At 42.4% G+C, this 19,123-nt stretch carries 16 protein-coding genes; 1 reads left to right on the top strand and 15 read right to left on the bottom strand.

Annotated elements, in window-relative coordinates:
* The first annotated feature begins 11 nt into the window (after positions 1-11).
* A complete protein-coding gene (gene pyk / locus H8Z79_RS13295; protein WP_015540614.1) occupies positions 12-1,436 on the top strand; it encodes a pyruvate kinase in 1,425 nt (474 codons plus the stop codon).
* Positions 1,437-1,476: 40 nt separating this feature from the next.
* Here pyk and H8Z79_RS13290 read toward each other — a convergent pair whose 3' ends face one another.
* The 15 genes from H8Z79_RS13290 to H8Z79_RS13220 all read right to left on the bottom strand — a co-directional run bounded on the left by H8Z79_RS13290 (position 1,477) and on the right by H8Z79_RS13220 (position 18,932).
* The gene (locus H8Z79_RS13290; protein ID WP_187002878.1) at positions 1,477-2,820 is read right to left on the bottom strand and encodes a hypothetical protein; all 1,344 of its coding nucleotides are present in this window, start codon (positions 2,818-2,820) and stop codon (positions 1,477-1,479) included.
* A 207-nt stretch (positions 2,821-3,027) separates the two neighbouring features.
* Positions 3,028-3,783, bottom strand: a complete 756-nt coding sequence (locus tag H8Z79_RS13285) for a tRNA threonylcarbamoyladenosine dehydratase (protein ID WP_187002877.1) — start codon at positions 3,781-3,783, stop codon at positions 3,028-3,030.
* The gene (larE, locus tag H8Z79_RS13280; RefSeq protein WP_330607582.1) at positions 3,784-4,608 is read right to left on the bottom strand and encodes an ATP-dependent sacrificial sulfur transferase LarE; all 825 of its coding nucleotides are present in this window, start codon (positions 4,606-4,608) and stop codon (positions 3,784-3,786) included. It abuts the gene before it with no gap.
* A gap of 115 nt (positions 4,609-4,723) precedes the next feature.
* Positions 4,724-5,266 carry a histidine phosphatase family protein gene (locus H8Z79_RS13275; protein WP_187002876.1) on the bottom strand — a complete coding sequence of 181 codons (543 nt, stop codon included), beginning with the start codon at positions 5,264-5,266 and terminating at the stop codon, positions 4,724-4,726.
* A gap of 150 nt (positions 5,267-5,416) precedes the next feature.
* Complete coding sequence (locus H8Z79_RS13270) at positions 5,417-5,677, bottom strand: hypothetical protein (RefSeq protein WP_118049082.1); 261 nt, start codon at positions 5,675-5,677, stop codon at positions 5,417-5,419.
* Between the two features lie 14 nt (positions 5,678-5,691).
* Positions 5,692-5,967, bottom strand: a complete 276-nt coding sequence (locus H8Z79_RS13265) for an acylphosphatase (protein WP_117942713.1) — start codon at positions 5,965-5,967, stop codon at positions 5,692-5,694.
* 4 nt (positions 5,968-5,971) lie between these two features.
* Positions 5,972-6,523 (bottom strand): phosphatase PAP2 family protein, encoded by a 552-nt coding sequence (locus H8Z79_RS13260; RefSeq protein WP_187002875.1) that lies wholly within the window; start codon positions 6,521-6,523, stop codon positions 5,972-5,974.
* A 71-nt stretch (positions 6,524-6,594) separates the two neighbouring features.
* The gene (locus H8Z79_RS13255; protein WP_015540607.1) at positions 6,595-6,813 is read right to left on the bottom strand and encodes a hypothetical protein; all 219 of its coding nucleotides are present in this window, start codon (positions 6,811-6,813) and stop codon (positions 6,595-6,597) included.
* A 42-nt stretch (positions 6,814-6,855) separates the two neighbouring features.
* Positions 6,856-7,881 (bottom strand): transglutaminase domain-containing protein, encoded by a 1,026-nt coding sequence (locus H8Z79_RS13250; protein WP_187002874.1) that lies wholly within the window; start codon positions 7,879-7,881, stop codon positions 6,856-6,858.
* 56 nt (positions 7,882-7,937) lie between these two features.
* Positions 7,938-8,108 (bottom strand): hypothetical protein, encoded by a 171-nt coding sequence (locus H8Z79_RS13245; protein ID WP_015540605.1) that lies wholly within the window; start codon positions 8,106-8,108, stop codon positions 7,938-7,940.
* Between the two features lie 29 nt (positions 8,109-8,137).
* Positions 8,138-9,949 carry a DUF6320 domain-containing protein gene (locus H8Z79_RS13240; RefSeq protein ID WP_187002873.1) on the bottom strand — a complete coding sequence of 604 codons (1,812 nt, stop codon included), beginning with the start codon at positions 9,947-9,949 and terminating at the stop codon, positions 8,138-8,140.
* Positions 9,950-9,951: 2 nt separating this feature from the next.
* Positions 9,952-10,878: an alpha/beta hydrolase gene (locus tag H8Z79_RS13235; protein WP_187002898.1), complete on the bottom strand. Its 927-nt coding sequence runs from the start codon at positions 10,876-10,878 to the stop codon at positions 9,952-9,954.
* Positions 10,879-11,097: 219 nt separating this feature from the next.
* The gene (locus H8Z79_RS13230; protein ID WP_187002872.1) at positions 11,098-16,356 is read right to left on the bottom strand and encodes an Ig-like domain-containing protein; all 5,259 of its coding nucleotides are present in this window, start codon (positions 16,354-16,356) and stop codon (positions 11,098-11,100) included.
* Between the two features lie 116 nt (positions 16,357-16,472).
* Positions 16,473-17,201, bottom strand: a complete 729-nt coding sequence (locus H8Z79_RS13225; RefSeq protein WP_187002871.1) for a histidine phosphatase family protein — start codon at positions 17,199-17,201, stop codon at positions 16,473-16,475.
* A 45-nt stretch (positions 17,202-17,246) separates the two neighbouring features.
* Positions 17,247-18,932: an IS1096 element passenger TnpR family protein gene (locus H8Z79_RS13220; protein ID WP_225877000.1), complete on the bottom strand. Its 1,686-nt coding sequence runs from the start codon at positions 18,930-18,932 to the stop codon at positions 17,247-17,249.
* Positions 18,933-19,123 lie beyond the last annotated feature (191 nt).

The raw sequence follows: 19,123 nt of genomic DNA, 5'->3' as shown, positions 1-19,123 counted from the left end.
GAGGAATTTGAATGCGCAAAACAAAAATTATCTGTACCCTTGGTCCGTCTACTGACAAAGACGGTGTTCTGGAAGAATTAATTAAAGAAGGAATGAATGTAGCACGTTTTAACTTCTCTCATGGTTTACACGATGAACAGAAAGGCCGTATTGATAAATTAAAAGAAATCCGCACACGTCTTAACAAACCAGTTGCAGCGCTTCTCGATACAAAAGGTCCTGAAATTCGTATCTGCGAATTTGCAGATGGAAAGATCACTCTGAAGGAAGGTCAGGAATTTACTCTGACTGCAGATGAGATCGAAGGAAATGAAAAAATCGTTTCTGTTACCTACAAGGATTTATATAAAGATGTCAAACCTGGCAACAGCATTCTGATCGATGATGGTCTGATCGGACTTGAAGTCAAAAAGATCAAAGGTCATGACATTGTCTGTACCGTTATAAATGGTGGTGTCCTCGGCAACAAAAAAGGTGTAAACCTTCCGGGCGTAGAGGTAAATATGCCATTTATCAGCCCGAAAGACCATGACGATATCCTTTTCGGCATCAAAGAAGGATATGATTTCATCGCTGCTTCCTTTACCAGAACAGCAGCCGATGTCAAAGAGATCCGCGATATCCTCGAAAAAAATGGCGGCCACGACATCAAGATCATCGCAAAGATCGAGAACCAGCAGGGTGTTGACAACATCGACAGTATCATCGAAGCCGCAGACGGTATCATGATCGCCCGTGGTGATATGGGTGTTGAGATCCCGCTTGAAGACGTTCCGGTTATTCAGAAAGATATCATTTCCAAAGTATACAGTGCCGGCAAACAGGTTATCACAGCAACTCAGATGCTGGATTCCATGATCAAGAATCCGCGTCCGACACGTGCAGAGACTACAGACGTTGCCAATGCCATCTATCAGGGAACGAGTGCGATCATGCTTTCCGGTGAAACTGCTGCCGGTAAATATCCGATCGAAGCACTCAAGACGATGGTCAAGATTGCCCGCCGTACAGAAGCTGATGTTGAATACAACCAACAGTTCAGTGTTCGTATAAAAGGTGACACTACCAACGTAACGACTGCAATTTCTCATGCTACCTGCATGACAGCCATCGACCTGAATGCAAAAGCCATCATCGCAGTTACCCGTTCCGGCAACACTGCACGAATGGTTTCCAAATATCGTCCGGGATGCCAGATCATCGCATGTACTCCGGATGAACGTACATGGCGTCAGTTAAACATGATATGGGGTGTTGCTCCGATCCTGACAAAAGAAGAATACAGCATGGAGATCCTTCTCCTTCACGCCACAGAAGCTGCCGAAGAAAACGGCTATGTAAAAAAAGGCGATGTCGTTGTTCTGACTGTCGGAGTTCCGCTTGGACGTTCCGGAAACACCAACCTGCTTAAAGCTACAGTTGTAGGCGAATACTAATATCAACGGGGCATATCGCTTTGATATGCCCCGTTAATTTTTATTTCTTATAAACAGTGATCACAATTGGATCCTCCACCTCATCGTTGTAAGCTCTGATCCAGTAATGTTCTTCATTTGCATTTTCATCTGCATTTGCAGAGTCTTCAGCGTTTTCTTTATTTTCAGTTTCTTTCACATAAGACAATCCCGCAGATGGTTTCGCACCTTCTGTACCTTTCAGTACGATCCGGTTCTTTGTTCCCTTAACTGCACCGTCAAGATCTGTTGAAAACTTCTGAAGATTTTTTCTGATCACAAAACTTCCGCCGGTCGAAGTTTTCATTGTAATCGTAGTTTCATCCTCTGTAACTTTTACAATATTCACTGTCTTCTTGTTTTCCGTCAGAGTCAAAACTATTTCATCTTTTGTATACTCTACGTGAATGCCAAGTTCACCTGCCGGTTTGCCTGCATTTAAAGTAAACCAGTCATTTGATGGGTCTTTCGCATTTATAATGGAAATGGATTTCAGTGTTTTCGCTTCACTGGTCAGTGAAAATCCGTTTTTGATCTTTTCAATCTCTGTAGATATCGCAAAATCTGTAATGTTCCCCTGCTCATCTCTGCTGATTCTGGCTGTATTATCTGCGACAGTTTTTCCCTCGATCTCCTCGACTTCCTCCGGATGCTTTGCATCTTTCGCTACTTTGATCGTGTGAGAAGCCGTTGTCGGATCATATTCTGCTACAACTTCTGTAGAAGTGGAGGAAGCATAAGTTGCATATTCCTCATCAACATCAACATCCGGGAGTTCTTCTTCATCAATCACCGGTTCCTCTGTCTTATCAGAATCTTTGCCGGATTCATTTCCGGTATCCGGCTTTGTCTCACCATTGTTATCAGTCTTATCATTTTCGTTCGGATCAGCTGGCACATCTGACTTTTCACCGTTTCCCGGGTTATTGTCTTTGTCGTTATCCTTGTCGTCTTCTTTTCCCTCTGTACCCGGTTCTTTGCCAGGAATCGGTATGGTCTCTGTATAATCACAGTTTTCTCTTTTACATCTATAAACAACTTTTCCCGGAGTATCTTCTGTGGCCTCTTCTGTAGAAACCACCTCAAGATCATGACCAAGTGCCTTTTTGAGGTCACGTTTTTCCTCGTAGCCACAGCTCGGACATTTCCAGAGTACATATCCTGCTTCTGTGCATGTAGGCTCCACTACCTGCACTTCCTTCATCTTATGTTCTTCACCACATATCTCGACATCCTTATCCGGATCTTCGGCTTCTGCTGCCGGAGTAATACTTACCTCTGCCGCCTGAACATAAATCGCAGAACTTCCGATCATCGACACAACAAGCAAAATTGCAAGAATTCTACTCTTTCTATTTCTTCTCATACGAACTTTCTCCTTTGTATAGAAATACGGTAACCGTTCAGTCCCCTCACAGTTACGAGTCAAAATGATATCTTTATCTTATCATTAATTCGTTTTAACTATATAAAGCAAGTCCAAAACGGGCCATTATCCGCGATTTCATTCGATATACCGCATGATAACAGCCCGAAACAGGGATTTCTTATTTAGTTTTGATATGCGTCAAATTTACTTTGCCGCAAGATCTTTGAGTACTTCTCCAGCAATGATAAGACCGACTACAGACGGTACAAATGCAGTGGATCCCGGAATATCACGACGCTCCGTACACTTATGTGCAGCTCCCGGAGGACAGATGCAGTTAGTACGACAGCTGATTGACATATCTTTAATCGGTCTGGTCGGCTGTTCTTTTGAATAGACTACTTTGAGTTTTTTCACTCCACGTTTCTTTAATTCACGCCGCATGACCTTCGCCAGCGGGCAGACAGATGTTTTATAAATGTCAGCCACTTCAAAAGCAGTCGGATCCAGCTTGTTTCCCGCACCCATGCTGCTGATGATCGGAACTCCGGCTTCTTTTGCCTCCATGACAAGCTGGATTTTCGCAGTCACCGTATCTACCGCATCTACCACATAAGAATACTGCGAAAAATCAAATTCATCCTTTGTTTCCGGCAGGTAGAAACATTTATGAACATTCACTTCGACCTTCGGATTGATGTCCAGAATACGTTCTTTCATGACATCTACCTTGTATTTACCAACTGTACTTCTGGTTGCAATGATCTGTCTGTTGAGATTTGTCAGACATACTTTGTCATCATCGATCAGGTCGATTGCTCCGACTCCGCTTCGTACAAGTGCCTCGACAGTATAACCGCCAACTCCGCCGATTCCAAATACGGCAACACGGGAGCCGGCCAGCTTCTCCATCGCCTCTTTGCCAAATAAAAGCTGTGTTCTGGAAAACTGATTCAACATTTATTTCTTAATCTCCTTATCTTCGAGTGTTTCGTTCATACTTCCGGTGCGGTAGCCCAGAAGATCCAGTGTCACATAATCAAACCCATATTCTTTCAGTTTTGATGCAATCTGCGTTCTGTTTTCTTCTTCAACGATCCTTGCGATTTCTCCCGGAAGGACTTCGATTCTTGCGATATTTCCGTGGATACGGACGCGTACCTGATGGAATCCCATGTCAAGGAGAAGCTGCTCTGCTTTATCAACCATGCCAAGCTTTTTCTCATTGATTGTCTCCCCGTATACAAACCGTGAAGAAAGACATGCAAAGGACTGTTTATCCCAGGTCGGAAGTCCCATTTCTTTGGACAGTTCGCGGATCTCAGCCTTCGAGAGCTCTGCCTGGCGAAGTGGGCTGCTGACGCCAAGCTCCTTAACTGCGATCAGACCCGGACGGTAGTCTCCGTTGTCATCCATATTGGAGCCTTCGGCTACAGCGTTCATGCCGTTCTCCTTCGCAATCTCCCAGATTTTCTCAAACAATTCGTGTTTGCACAGATAACAACGGTTCTTCGGATTCTGGCGAAAACCGTCGATATCCAGCTCTTCGGATTCAACGATGATCTGACGGATTCCGTTTTTTTCACAGAATGCTTTTGCTTCTTCTAATTCTCTCTTCGGGAAAGAACAGGAACTCGCCGTAACCGCGATCACCTTGTCACCAAGAGCTTCCTGCGCCGCCTTCAGAAGAAATGTAGAATCCACTCCACTTGAAAACGCAACTGCTACACTTCCCAGTGCTTTGAGATTCTCCTGTAGTACTCTATATTTATCATGAATAGTCACTATAAAGCGCTCCTTTTAACCTAGTATTCAAGTGTGTATTATAGCATATTGCAGTAAACCGTACAACCTGTAAATCCTTTAAACATAATGCAGATAATTTGTAATATTTTGTCGATTATTCAAAATCAAACCGTCTGACTTCGCAGTTTTTAACCCCGAAAGCTGCGTACTCTTCGTTTGTCATCTCATAGAAATAGGACTGGATGACTCTGGAAATTCCATTATGTGCTACAAGAATATATGTTTTATGATCAGACTCCTTCCGGATCTCATCGAGAAGATTATAAATCCTCTGTGCCAGATGAAGCATGGATTCTCCTCCTTCATATCTGGTCACAAACTGCTGTTTTGCCTTCCGGAACTCTTCCCCGTTACGTGGAGTTGACTCATATTTTCCGAAATTCTGCTCAATCAATCTCGGCTCAACACGTGCCGGAATGCCTGTAATCTCTGAAATATGTTTTGCTGTGTCTGCCGCACGCATCAGCGGAGAATAAAGAATCTCATCTGCCTGAATTCCCTGTCGCAGAATTTCCTGTCCTGTCTCAATTGCCTGCTGATGGCCTTTTTCTGTCAGTTCGATATCTGTTGCACCACAAATTTTGTTCGCTACATTCCATACAGTCTGTCCGTGTCTTACAAAATAGAAATATCCCATAATCTCTAACTCCTAATCTTTACACCATCGTCATCAGTACAGTTCCCAGTGTGATAAGTACAACCCCCACCGCAAATAAAATCCACATGTTGATTCCCCCCTTGCGTCATTCATTTGCAAAAAGAGCAGGTTTTCACCTGCTCCGATTTATCAGTCTTCATCAAAGTTTGCCGCATATATGCCTTCCGGAAGTCTCATCGTGAGAATCCCGAGATTAAATTCATGATCCATAATCGTAATGTGATACTCAAAAATCACATCATCCTCAAATTTGGACAGTAACACATAACTGCCGTTTTCTTTTCCCTCGATCTGATCACAGATATCTTCATAAACAGCCTGGCCGGAAATCTCTCGCGGATATCCTGCTGCTTTGATCTTCTCCTCAATTGCCTGATATAATTCGTCCACTCGTGCGTCCTCCTTTAATACCGAACTCCGAATCTTCGTTCTTCCTCATCCACAGAAATCTCACGTCTTCGGATATCGTCAATCTCTATATACCGGTCATTGTAAAGTGCCTGTACGATCTTGTCAATATCTTCTTCCAGCCCCTGCAGTTCTGTCGAAACCGATCCGTCATATTCATTTCTCGCCCATCCGGTCACACTGTATTTGTCTGCCAGATAACCAAGTTTGTAGCGGAAGCCCACACCCTGAACTCTTCCATAAAACTGAATGGATTGTCTTATCCTGTGCATGTCGTTACCCCCGTATCTGATTCCCTGCATTCTTCCTTCCGGAAAGCTTTGCTTCCAGAAATTTCACCAGCCGGTAGCCCACATATCCTGCCAGGATTCCAAAAACCATACCACCCAGAACATCCGTCGGATAATGGACATACAGATATAATCTCGATACTGCGATCAGACAGGCAAGTACCAGTGCCGGTTTCCAGAGCTTCTTTTCACCTGCGAGATATAACGCGGTAACCGAAGCAAAAGATGCGGCCGTATGTCCCGATGGGAATGAATAATCATGAAGCTTTGCCACCAGCAGCTGCACGCTGGTGTTTACATCGTATGGTCTTGTTCTTGCTGCCAGATTTTTTACTGCTACATTGCAGATCAGCAAATCCATGATCAGTGCTGCTGCCATAATGATTCCTGTTTTTCTCATCTTTGGTATGATAAGAAAAAGCAGTGTCAGGACAATCCAGAAAATCCCCGCATCCCCCAGCTTTGTGATTGATGTCATAATTTTATCCAGAATCGGTGTATGTAACGTCTGGAACCAGTCAAGAATATTTAATTCCATCTATCTTCCTGCACTTTCTAGTCTATTTTTATCAACACTCCGTAAGCCACGTTCAGTCAGGGCACATCATCTCAGCGAATCTTACGCATCTCACCATCGATCAGAAATACCTGATCTCCTTCATTGATATCCAGCTCATACAGCCGGGCATCCTTCTCTCTGACTGTCATTTCTTCACCTGTATAATTACTTTTCAGAAGGACATTGTCCTTCACTGCCATCCCGTCCGGACGTCCCTCACATCCGAAGTCCGGCTCATCAATACGTAAAACATTAAATGTCTCAAGCATGTCTGTCTCCCCTTTTATTACCATTGTACTGCCGTGTATCTGTTATTCCTTTTCCCCTTCATTTGCATCTTCCATTGTGATGCATTCCTGCAGCTGTGCTTCTGTATAATGCAGACGCAGCACAGCCTGCGGCCAGTTGATATTGACTGCTGCTGTCTTGTTTTTTTCTTCACCGGCCTTACGGATAAGTCCAAGCAGTTCATTCAGAACTTCTCTTGTCAGGTAACCGCCTCTCCAGTGAAATGTCAGCGTTTTTCCTTTTTTTGCTGCCTGAAGTGAACGTTTATACACATCTTCTGTCTTTGTAAAAGACAGCTTCTTTTCCCGGTAATAAAAGTGATCGTGATCTGTACAATGAGGTGCTGCTGCGATCAGTGGCTCATGATCCCGGAAGATACTTTTGTCATCAAGATTGAAATAATCATAACGAATATCTTCGACTTTATCACTGTTTCCGAGTGTATTATCAAAAGTCGCATCCAGATGATAATACGTCCCTCCGATCCGGACAATGTTCCAGGTATGACGATATTTGATACCTTTTTCCGGATTGTTTCCACATATTGCGATCACGCACCAGACGCCCAGCGCATCCAGAAGGACTTTTACTGCCTTTGCAATGCCCTCGCAGACACCCACGCCCTGTCCGAGCGGTCCGATGATCTCATGAGAATATGCCTTTTTGAGCTTGTCATAGTGTACATTCTGACATATAAAATCATGTACATATTTCTCTTTTTCCCATTCGGATATGTTTTTCGCCGGACGCACAAGCTTTTCAACTCTGGATTTCATTGCTTTCTGATGCTCTTTTATTTTGCCTTTATCAAACAGATATTCCGGAACAAAAATAATATTCGGTGATTCTTTGTAATATCGGTATTTATATCCCGTTGCCCAGAAAATCTCCGGATGATCCAGACGCAGCTGGAAAAAGACATTATACAAAGTCTCTCCGTCCAGTGCCGGAATCTGAAACTCATCCGCCAGTCCGGAAAGTCCCTGAAGGATTCCATGATAGGCAGCCTGTTCCTGTTTATTCATATGGTTGTAGTAATACTGTTCCATAACTTTCTCCCGAGGTTTTTCTCAGAGCATTGCAGACAACTCCGCTTCCTGCTCCTCTATTTCATGGAATACTGCATCATTTCATAATGTAGAATACATCCTTCATAGATTTCCATCGGAAGCAGTGCCCTCGCCACCAGCTTCAGTTCTTCCTCCGGTCTGTCGATTCTCTGCAGATGTGCATAATCTCCATCAATCTGTTTCACTTCATAATCACATTCTAACATCGGTATTTTCCTTTCTCGTAAATCACATTTTACATTCTCAGTTTTTTTCGAAATTCTCTTAATGTATCTTTCTTTCGGAAGATAAACATCCCCGCCAGAACCAGAAAACTGATGCCTGTACAAAGTACGGAAGGCATCGTATATTTTATGATTCCGATCCAGATAAGAACTACCGGAAGGCATCCGATCATCGCCGCCTGAAGCAGATAATACAAATATTCTTCCCTCTCCAGATGGCTGACCTTTGCGATTACAGGAACACTTCCAAGCACCGCAAGCGCCCCAAACGGAAATACAAAATCTACGGACCAGCCTTTCCATCCGATGAAATGATCCCATAATACGCACAAAATCGTAATGAGCAGCAACTGCCATGCCAGGTTTTTGAGGATGTTTCTGCGTTTAAAATATGCCACTCCGACAACAAGCCATGCACACAAACAGCCGGCCGCAGCAAACCAGAACCAGTTCAGTGTCTCCAGCATCAGATAGTTGATCATCCCACAGATCACAGCTACGGCAAGACACAGAAAACTGAATGTCTGTAAAACCTTTTTCTCTTCTTTTTTCTGCTGCTCCCCACCTCCGGGAAAGTCATTTTTCTCTTCTTTATATGGAATTTCTTCCTCACGGAGCATCCGCATAAAGTTCTTCTGAATGCTGTCATCTGAAATTTTGGATGTAAATCCAAGCACCATCTGATCTTCATATGAACAGGAACAAAGCTGCAATGAATTGGTACTTGCAAAGATACCAAACCGTTCAATGTAGGTTTTATACGCTTCTGGAAAACGCAGAATCCCGATATTCGAATATACCGCTGTAATACTCCTGCTGCCAAGAGTCGCCCCCGCCATCATAAAGTATCTCTTGATTTCAAGCGGCACTGCACGTATTACCGGATTCTTTTCCAGACGCACATATCCGTTCATATCCATCGCTATTTTATCTTTTACAAGCTTCTCTTTGAACTGTTTTTTTACGTCATATAATACATCCTGAAAGGTTGTCTCATCAGAAAAAGTATATCCAACTTCAATCCATCCGAAAAAATTCCCCATCGACTGAGACGGAAAATAATTGCGCAGATTGACCGGAATCATCAATGCAACTGGCTTCTTCTGCCGATTCTTCGGAATCTCCTCATGTATCGAACAAAGTAACATTGCAGTAAGCAGAACCGTAATCGAAACACCATAAGAGCGAGCTTTCGCCAGCGTCTCCTTTACCGGGACAACTACCTCTGTGATCTGCATATCTGCATGCAGTAATTTTTCGCCTTTCAGCTTCACAGCTGACTGTTTTTTCTCTTTGTTTTTCGGAATATCCGAGGAATAATACTGTGAAAAGCTGTCTTCTTCCTGCGCTCCGGGTGTTGGTTCCTCCGGATGTTCCACACGTGGTAAATCTGCCTCCGGATGCATCAGAATCAGATAATTCTGTACCAGTTCACTTAAGAAATTCATTGCTCCGGTACCGTCTGTCAACGCATGATACACCTCAAAATTAATGCGGTTTTTGTAATAACTCACCTGAAATAAAAGGCTTTTTTTATCCGGTATATACAGGCTACTGCACGGTGGTCTCTTTTCCTCTTTTACAAATGCATCTATATCCCTTCGCTCCAGATAGAACCAGAACAGTCCCTTTCGCAGAACTGCACGGAACAACGGATATTTCTCCATTGTCTGGTCCAGTGCCCGCTGCAGAATTTCACTGTCTACAGTCTCTTTTAACTGACAGTAAAACCGAAAAACTCTGGTATCATTTTTGTCTGTTACAAGTGGAAAAGCCAGTGCCGCATTATCTAATTTTCTCCATTTTGAGTATCCTTTTTCCACGTTTATTCGCTTCCTTTACTTAAAAAACGATTCATAATATCAAAACTTTCCTGCACATGCAAAAATCTGATTCCAAGTGCAAAATAACCATGAAGTGCATCCGAAATCCTGTGTATTTCTACATGATTTCCGGCTTCTTTTAATCGTTTTCCATATTCTTCGCCCTCATCACGGAGAGGGTCAAATTCCGCTGTAAGAATCAGTGTGTCAGGTAAATTTGTATAGTCTTTTTCCATCAGCGGAGAGAAATACGGATTATTTCGGTCCTCTGCACAGCTCTCATACAGGGTCAGATAATCTTCCATTTTGGCTGCCGTGAGGAGATAGTCTCCTCCGTTTTCCTGCACGGATCTGTAGGGTGATTTTGCTGTATAACAGTTATTTACTGCCGGATAGATCAGGATCTGTTTCTTTGGTGTGAAATCTCCTGTGTCACGGGCCTTCAGGCAAACCGCCGCTGCCAGATTTCCGCCCGCACTGTCTCCGATGATCGTGATTCGATCCGGATCAGCAGGTAATATCAACCGCCCTGTATAGAGTGCTTTTGCCGCCTCATAACAGTCTTCAAACGGAATCGGAAAACGGTATTCCGGTGCCAGGCGGTACTCCACCGACATCACAATATGTCCGGTGGACTGCGCCATCCGGCTGCATACCCGGTCATAATTTTCGATGCTTTCAGTCACCCAGCCGCCGCCATGAAAAAACAGCAGTACCGGATATTTTTCTCCCTCTACTACATCGCCGCTCATGGCTTCCTCCGATGGAAAATAAAGCCGCACCGGCACCTCGTGATTCCCATTATAAACCTTTGTATCTAATGTCTTAAAAAAAATCCGCATCGCATCCAGCTTCTTGATATCTGCCAGCCGCCTGGATGCTTCCACCTCAATATTCCCATAAGATAGTGCGTGTAAGATCGTGCGCATTGTCTTTGAAATCAAATATTTTCTCCTTTATATTTAATCCGAAAATTTATAACTAATTGTCTTCCACCTCTTCTTTTAAATCAGTGAACATTTTATAAAACTCATTTTTATCATCCTAGTACATTGTATCGCGAAATGACCTGTTTTGAAAGTAAAAAAAGCCATGTCGGAGGATTGTTTTCCCCCGGCATAGCTTTCTCTGCTGAAATATTTTATATTTTATTTGACTGTTACTTTGATCTTGTAAGTCTTTTTGCCTGATTTCACGGTAATCGTTGCTTTACCTTTCTTCTTTGCTTTGATCACACCTTTGGAAGATACACTTGCAACCTTCTTATTGGAGGAAGAGTATTTCACTTTCTCTTTGCTTGTGATCGGTGAAACCGTCGTCGCAAGCTTCAGTGTCTGTTTGCATTTCAGGCTTACTTTCGAAGAAACTTTCTTTCCGGTGGATACATTCACCACCTTCAGAGATTTTGTTGCAACATTTTTCTTCTGAACTTTTACCTTGAAGCTCTTTTTCAGTCCGCTCTGAAGCTGTACCGTGATCGTTGCGGTTTTGCCTGCTTTCAGACCTTTTACTTTACCGTTCCTGCCAACAGAAACAACTTTTTTGTTGCTGGATTTCCAGGAGACAACTTTGTCGCCTTTTCCCATCGTGACTTTTGGTGTAAAGGTCTGTTTCGTCTTAAGCGGGATCGTGCCTGATACATTCAAGCTGATCGTTGCTTTCAGCTTCGCAATGGATTTTGTCTCTTTTTCATTGCATACGCTGCAGATACGTTCCTGCTGTCCCATATCAAGGACAGTAGCTCCTTTTGTCGTTTTCCAGTCACTATATTTATGTCCTTTAGCCGGTTCCGTCTGTACCTTCTCTACATGACCACAATAAACACATCTTCTCTGTTTCTCACCGGCTCTCGTACAGTCAGCTTCCCTCGTTACTTTCCATGAACTGTAACCGTGACCGGCTGCTTTATCACCTTCAACCACACGTGTATGGTTATGAACTTTGCATTCCTGTTTGCAGGATGCACCGGTTGTACAGGATGCTTTAACAATGGTTCCTGCAATTGTTTCCCATTTGCATGCACCTTCCCGGATGGTCACCGTAGATTCTTTTTTATTTGTATAAATGTAGATCCTATAACTAGTACCTGCTTCAAAATACTGCGTATCTCCGGCATCCGAAGAAGTTCCTGTTCCACGCATCCGAGCCTGCGCTGACTCCTGTGTTTCCAGTTTTTGTACACTGCTTACAGAACCATTTTCCACATCAACAAAATAATAACCTGTTTTTTCCGGGGTAAACATTACCGGAACAACCACCTGATCAGATGCAGGAATCTTTGTACTGATACCTGTATTCACTGTCTGTATCTCACCCGGAATATCTACTCTCTTATAATCTACCTGAAGATAATACTTTCGAAGTGATACAGTGACTGTGTAGGTACCTGCATCTTTCCAATACCTATCTTCTACGGTTATACCATATCCTGCTGCATCGTTTTCGCCATAAGCAACATCTTCCTTAGTTCCGTCTTTGTAGTAAACTGTCAGAATCAGTCCTTCCAGAGAAGCCTCTATATTACCATCCGTGTTATACACCGTCTTCTGATCCGGTTTATTCTTGATTTCTACACTTTTTACTGTTTTTGCCTTTTCGATTTTGAAGGAGGTGCTTCCGTTACATTCCATGTTCCTTCTGCCGACTCTGACAAGATATGTCTCACCACCGGTAAGCATTGCAGTTACACTTTTTTCGTTAAGTGTCTCTGCAGGTACACTCTTTACTTCTATAGACTGAAAGTCACTATATCGCACATTATAACTGTAGGCATAAGCATATGGTATCGCTTCTCCATCTTCTGTCTCAAACTGCATAATGTATTCGCCTGACTCAGATGGTGTAAAGGTAAAATATGCATCTACACCACTATTCTGGAATGGTTTTACAGAAGTGCCATTTTCAATAGCCTTCATGCCCTCGATTCCTTTGACCGGAACCCAAACCGTATTCTGATATTTGTTTTCCTCTTCAGGATCATAATATGTCAGTTTTATCTCGTACTTTGTGTCTTTTGCATCCAGCACTGCTTCGCTGTTATCTACAAATATCTTCCACTTATTGCCATATTCATCGCTTCCTTCACAGTCATATGAACCCCAGGATCTGAATTCCGATGCAGCTTCAACCAGAGTGGAATGATCTGCATAATTAATCTGAAGATCATATACATCCAGCACTCCGTTCATAACTGTCATTGCATCCTCTGTCACACCTTTTTTCAGAACCAATCCCAGACTCTTGATGCTCTGATGTTCTGTCTTTGCAAAATGTACAGTAAGATTTGACCCCTTATATGGATCCCAGATCACTAAATATCCATAAGTTTTTCCTTTTTCCAGTTTTGCTGTCAGGACAACATTATCTGCCGCATAAGGATAAACCTCTCCAATCTTCTCATCTTCTTCATAAAGTGCAACATATGGATATACATTACCTTCTGTCCAGAACTTATAATACCCTGTTTCAGTCGGTTTAAATGTAAAATAAAGCGGTTCCTCCCTATGCATGTCATTGAGGTCAAATGTCTGATCATACTTTTCATCCATCACATATCCATCATCTTCTGCATCCTCTCTTTTCTTGATCTGCAAATCTACAGAATACGGTGTGGAAACCATGACAAAATATGTTACATTCTCAGTCAGCGTCGGCTTACTTCCATGATTTGATAATCTGCCATTATAAACTGAATACACATTTACAGTCGCTCCGTCAGAAACCTTCACTTCATAACCGGCACTTGTTTTCGGTATAAATTTATAAAATTTACGTTTTACAGGTTCGACAGTCTTTGAAGCCCCCTCTTCAAGCTTCTCAAGATTCTCTGCATTCGGCATCGTTACCTTAATTGTTGTACCGATTATCTCAGTTCCACTCAGTGAGATTTCATTCCCCTGTCCGTAAATATACGGTACACAGTTCCATTCTCCTTCTGTCAGTAGACTGTAGTATTCCGCTGTTTTTCCACCTTCTGTACTGGCTCTGTATGACAGCATACCTCCGTATACCGGATCATTCATTCCTATTATCTGCCCAGACCCATCACTGTATGTAACTCTGGTTCGAAGATTGATATTCGACAGATCATCTATGCCCGCAATGTATTCGTTCTTATCTGCAAGTATTTCCAGCTTCACCGGTTTCTGCAATTCCGTAACTTTGACCTGAAGATCTTCAAGTCCTGTGTCTGATGTAATGTACAGATAGTACGCGTTTCCTCTTACAAGTTTTTCGCAAAATTCCGAAACGTTTGAATAGGTCTTTGATGTACCTGTATCCCCAACACAATACACATTTACCTTCTTATTAAATTCAAACCGGTGTCTGCCTGTGAAATTAGCCAGATACCTTGCAGAAATCTGATTGTCTTTCGCTGAAAGTGTCTTGCTCTCGCCTTCTTCTAAGCTATCCTGCGGAGCCACTTCTTCAAAAGAAGCAATATGTACCGGAATAGAAGTCGTCGCTTCTATGCCATCATAAAATACTCTGTATACATATTCTCCTGCTTCCGGATCGTATACTTCCGTATACTGATCATTTTCTTTTTTGTATAAGGAATATTTCAGAGTCTTTCCATATGAATCTGTTTCCACTCCGGGAATACCACCGTAATTCAGTTTTCTAACCTCAGAACCTTTTTCTGTATTAATACGTACTTTTATAAAATTGAATTCCGGTTTCTGCCCCTCTATACACTTAATTTCCTGCGGCATATAAGATATAATTTCCACAGACTCCGTTTTCGTCAGTCGTTTCAGAGTCAGGTTCGTACTGGTGGTATCTGTCGTATGATTATAAATATCAATGATATATTTATGACCCTGTTCAAGTTTGTACAAAACCCTTCCGTTAATTTCATTCAGACGCTCAGTTGTTCCGTCTTCCTTCACTTCTATTACTAAATACGACAGCCCTGTTTCTGCGCTGATCATATAGTCTCCGGTTACTTCCGGTTCAAATTTATAAAACTGTCTGTTGGTTATATCTATTTCCTGTGTTCCTTCTTTGATGCTATTCAGCTGAGCATAACGGTCTGCCAGAGATTCTACTTTTATTGGAACCTTCACTTTCATAAGTTCCTGACCATCTTTTTCTAATGTAAAAATGTACGTATAAGAACCTTTCGGCACATATGCATTGTTCCAGTCAAACGACTTTCCCTTATTTTCACCATCTGCATAAACAAGATCTGACATTACTGTATTTCCATCAGGATCTCTGTACGTTGCATAACCAAATTTTACGTCAAAATCCTTAGGTTCCTGATTCGTATAGTTAAAGCGCAGAAGGCGCGAAATTGCTTCACCATACCAAGTTTCGTAATTCTCAAGCAAAGTAACTTCTGACTGTGTGGTGCTGATACTTTCAAGCTGTGGCACTTCGCTTAAAGTAATAGTTGCCGTTGTATTTGAAGGGTTATCCTTATTTCCGCCATATATCTGAAAATAAACCGGTTCATTTGCTTTCAGCTCCCACCTGCTGCCCTCAAGTTTTTTATAGATTTTATAAGATGTGCTTTCACCCGCAGATTTATCTTCAATCCATGGAATGCAATAGGCTGAACTCGTGCTGCCCTGGTAAATACCGGCTCTTTGCGGCACAAATTTATAATATCTGTATGCATTTCTGAACGAAATCACGGGGGTTTCTCCTATCATAATTTCACTCTGGCACACTCCATCTTCTTCAAGATTATGTATATATGCATGAATATCTGCGGTTATAGTTTCATCTTCATCACATTTAAAATACAGATAGTAATTGCCCTTCGGCAATTTCTGTCCCATCAAATCATCGCCTGCAGGTCCTCTTCTCAGCGATGCCCTTATCGTATATCCTTTTGTCTTTTCAGCATCGCGATATGATGTTTCACCTAATGGAAAAATGAACTCTGAAGACGTATCATCAGCAAATTTTAACGTAATCTGAACTGCAACATAATAGTCTATCCCTGCCACACCGTCACGCATGGTATTCTCACTTATTCCCTTTACTTCCATACCAGTCAGTGTCGGTGTGCTTTCATCTCCGTCAGAAAAAACTTCAATATTCGTTTCCTCATTCTCTGCGTCTGCATCTGTCAACGCTTCTTCATCGGTGATCTCTATTCCCTCTTCATCCGCACCGTCCTGCGTCTCTTCGAATACATCAATCTGCTCTTCTGCGCTATCGCTATCCTGTGATTCACTGTCAGAAATTTCAATCTCATTCAACTCAGATGAATCCCCCTGATCCGACAAAACTGCTACATCTGCACTATCTTCCGGCGCAGTCTCCAATTCTGCCTCTGTTTCTTCCACAGCCTCCGATGTGAACTCGGCTGCGCTTGCCATAACCGCCGTTCCTTCCACGCTAGTTACTGTCAGAGCCGCTGCCAGTATTAAAGCCAGTGTCCTTCTCTTCATAAAAAATAATCCTCCTTTGATTCGTACAATTTATCTTATGTAATCGAATTATCATAAAATAATTGTATCAAAAGAGGATTACAGATGGAACTATCCAAAAGGATAGTCTTTGTTATTTAATCATGTCGTTCATCGTTGTCATAACATTCGCAGAAACGTGCTGCAAATGCAGGTGGTTCATCATGTGCATATAAATGGGAAATGTCCCCATAGGAATTCATGCGGAAACCTGCGATTCCTTTGCGTCGTTCTTCACTTGTCAAAGTAGTAACAGAACTCGGAGCTGCGCACAGATTGTGCCAGAGTACCATCGGCGACATACTGAGCAGGTGACTTATAAGCACACAGCCCAGCCCGAAATGACAGAAGAAGACAAGCGTATCATTATTAGCTTTTTCTACTCTATAATAGTGTCCGTCACGGACATAACCATGCTCTGCAAGAACTTTATCAAATTCACCGGTTACCTGATCATAATAATATTTCATGTTGGCTTCCTGCATGGCTTCATTTTCAAACCAGTGATCATACTGATAAAAACGCTCATCCTGTGTCCAGTCCTGCGGCAGCCAGTCCCATGCACAGATTTTGCGGTCAGGCACATCCGGTCGATGGATCAGTACATCAAACTCACGAAGCCAGTCGCATTCTGTTGCTGTGCGGTTCATTTTTTTCAATGTACACGAAGCTGTATCCTTCGCACGTCCCATAGTCGAAACATAAAAATCTTTGATGTCAAGTTTTGAAAGTTTTTTGGATAAAAGCTCTGCTTCTCTCCAGCCTTTCTCAGTCAGTGAATCTATAGAATAATCAGGATCACCATGACGCACGATCAATAATTTCATTTTTGTTTCAACCTTTCTGTATAAACCCTATTCTGTCGTTAAATATCAGTTTCTTCCGCAGCATTTCTTGTATTTCTTTCCACTTCCACACGGGCATGGATCATTCGGATATACTTTCTTTTTCGGCTGCATATTTACTGCCGGAGTATTTGCCATCGGTACAAAAGACGGCATCGCCGGAACAACCGGTGCCGGGGCAGCAGCCTGTTCGGCACGGCTGACCTCATTTGGTGTATATCCACGGAAATCAAGCATTCTTGTGTTATTATTTACTTCCATCATGATCGGAGCAAATCTCTCCATCTGGCGGTCAGAATCAAGCACAATATCACGTTTTTTGAACTCTTCCATAATGTCAGAAAGCATTCCATCCATGGAAAATTCTTTGTACACAATGTAAAGAAGTTCTTCAATCTTTTCTTCTGAAATATGAAGTTCATCTCTCAGGAAAGAAGCCAGTTTTCTGTAGGAAACATCCTGTGAAGGATATCCGTGTTTTGCATAGTCCAGAGTTTCTTCCACTGTCGGAATATAGAAGTCTCTGTCTCCCTGGAACTCTTCGATCTTCTCATAAAGGTTGTCCTGAAGAACCGCTTTCCAGATCATCTTATCACCTTTTATGATGCATATATCATCTTTTTCAGACAGCTCATTCAGAATTTCCATGAACTTTTCATAGTTCACTCTGAAGCCATCGCGTTTGCGGTACATGCGGTATACGATCTTGAGTGGTGCGATTGCATAAATCAGTCCCATCATACTCTGGCAGGAACGCATCCAGCTGAGCTGACGGCATTTTTCCTGTAATTCCGGGGTATTGATCTGATTATAAACAGCAATAACTTCCTGCGGAACTTCTGCATGATTATCACTGTATGCTACAATGTAACCCTTATTGCTGAACCATTCCAGTTCTTTCCAGTCTTTATGTGTTGCAAGGAAACATTTTCTTGTAGATGCATGGTCAAAAGCATCTATTTCCCATTCATCCGCCTGCAGAAAAATAGATTTCATCACTTCCGGATCAAGCACTTTCGCAGCAATCTGCTCTGCAAGCTCTTCTTTGGAAAGTCCTTCATACGGGATCTCCAGTTCTTTTGCACTTTCAACCAGATCTTCTTTATTATAGGAATTCAGATAATCTTTTACTTTCGGATTTCTTGTAAAGGAAACTTCCGGCTGCTCTGCTCCGGATTCCAGCTCCATCTCTGTAATTTTCTTTGCGATCACATCTGCAAGTCCGAGTACACCATACTTTTTATTAAGAAGTGTATTGATTTCCTCTGACTCTTTTGACCAGAAATCATCGTCCGAAGATTTTGTCTCTTTCAAAATAACCGGGGTGGAAACTTTCTTTACACCATCAGCTGTTTTGATTTCTGCATCTTCAACCTTTTTCTCAATATCTGCACGGTATTCCGGAAGATCCGCTTCTTTTACGCGGAAAGTAAACCATGCTTCTGTATCAAGAAACTCTGAAGTCTTTGTATCTTTGGCTTCCAGATATTCATAGTTTCCTTTTGCGGTGTCTGCTCCCTGTGCAGTCAGGTTGGAAATTCTGACTTTTTTCTGGAAAAATTCAATTTCATGCAGATCTGTACTCTGATATTCCAGAATGTCCTGCAGCATTTCTGCCATTTTTCCAAAGTTAGTGTCTGCCGGTATCAGGCAGCGTCTCCATACCGGAGGTTTTGTTCCTTTTCTTGTGATTTTTAACTGATAAAATTCCATGTGTTCACCCTTTATATGCCTGTGTTTATAAAACATAAAAGCCGGAACAGATTTTATCCGCTCCGGCTTTATTATCGTATCTTCAAAACCACATACATGTTGACATTTGCAACCAGATCATGACCATGCGTTCGCTCGAAATCGGTCACCTCATGACTTCGTCATTCGGTGTCATTTGCTCGCAAATGTCC

This window comes from Blautia intestinalis (assembly GCF_014297355.1).
In the GTDB taxonomy this organism is placed as follows: domain Bacteria; phylum Bacillota; class Clostridia; order Lachnospirales; family Lachnospiraceae; genus Blautia_A; species Blautia_A intestinalis.
This window is presented reverse-complemented; position numbering and strand designations above follow the sequence as displayed.

What these genes read in the sequence shown, in the direction of transcription:
- pyk (WP_015540614.1), top strand. Translation starts at nt 12, where the DNA reads ATGCGCAAAACAAAAATTATCTGTACCCTTGGTCCGTCTACTGACAAA.
- H8Z79_RS13290 (WP_187002878.1), bottom strand. Translation starts at nt 2,820, where the DNA reads ATGAGAAGAAATAGAAAGAGTAGAATTCTTGCAATTTTGCTTGTTGTG.
- H8Z79_RS13285 (WP_187002877.1), bottom strand. Translation starts at nt 3,783, where the DNA reads ATGTTGAATCAGTTTTCCAGAACACAGCTTTTATTTGGCAAAGAGGCG.
- H8Z79_RS13275 (WP_187002876.1), bottom strand. Translation starts at nt 5,266, where the DNA reads ATGGGATATTTCTATTTTGTAAGACACGGACAGACTGTATGGAATGTA.
- H8Z79_RS13265 (WP_117942713.1), bottom strand. Translation starts at nt 5,967, where the DNA reads ATGCACAGGATAAGACAATCCATTCAGTTTTATGGAAGAGTTCAGGGT.
- H8Z79_RS13260 (WP_187002875.1), bottom strand. Translation starts at nt 6,523, where the DNA reads ATGGAATTAAATATTCTTGACTGGTTCCAGACGTTACATACACCGATT.
- H8Z79_RS13255 (WP_015540607.1), bottom strand. Translation starts at nt 6,813, where the DNA reads ATGCTTGAGACATTTAATGTTTTACGTATTGATGAGCCGGACTTCGGA.
- H8Z79_RS13250 (WP_187002874.1), bottom strand. Translation starts at nt 7,881, where the DNA reads ATGGAACAGTATTACTACAACCATATGAATAAACAGGAACAGGCTGCC.
- H8Z79_RS13245 (WP_015540605.1), bottom strand. Translation starts at nt 8,108, where the DNA reads ATGTTAGAATGTGATTATGAAGTGAAACAGATTGATGGAGATTATGCA.
- H8Z79_RS13235 (WP_187002898.1), bottom strand. Translation starts at nt 10,878, where the DNA reads ATGCGCACGATCTTACACGCACTATCTTATGGGAATATTGAGGTGGAA.
- H8Z79_RS13230 (WP_187002872.1), bottom strand. Translation starts at nt 16,356, where the DNA reads ATGAAGAGAAGGACACTGGCTTTAATACTGGCAGCGGCTCTGACAGTA.
- H8Z79_RS13225 (WP_187002871.1), bottom strand. Translation starts at nt 17,201, where the DNA reads ATGAAATTATTGATCGTGCGTCATGGTGATCCTGATTATTCTATAGAT.
- H8Z79_RS13220 (WP_225877000.1), bottom strand. Translation starts at nt 18,932, where the DNA reads ATGGAATTTTATCAGTTAAAAATCACAAGAAAAGGAACAAAACCTCCG.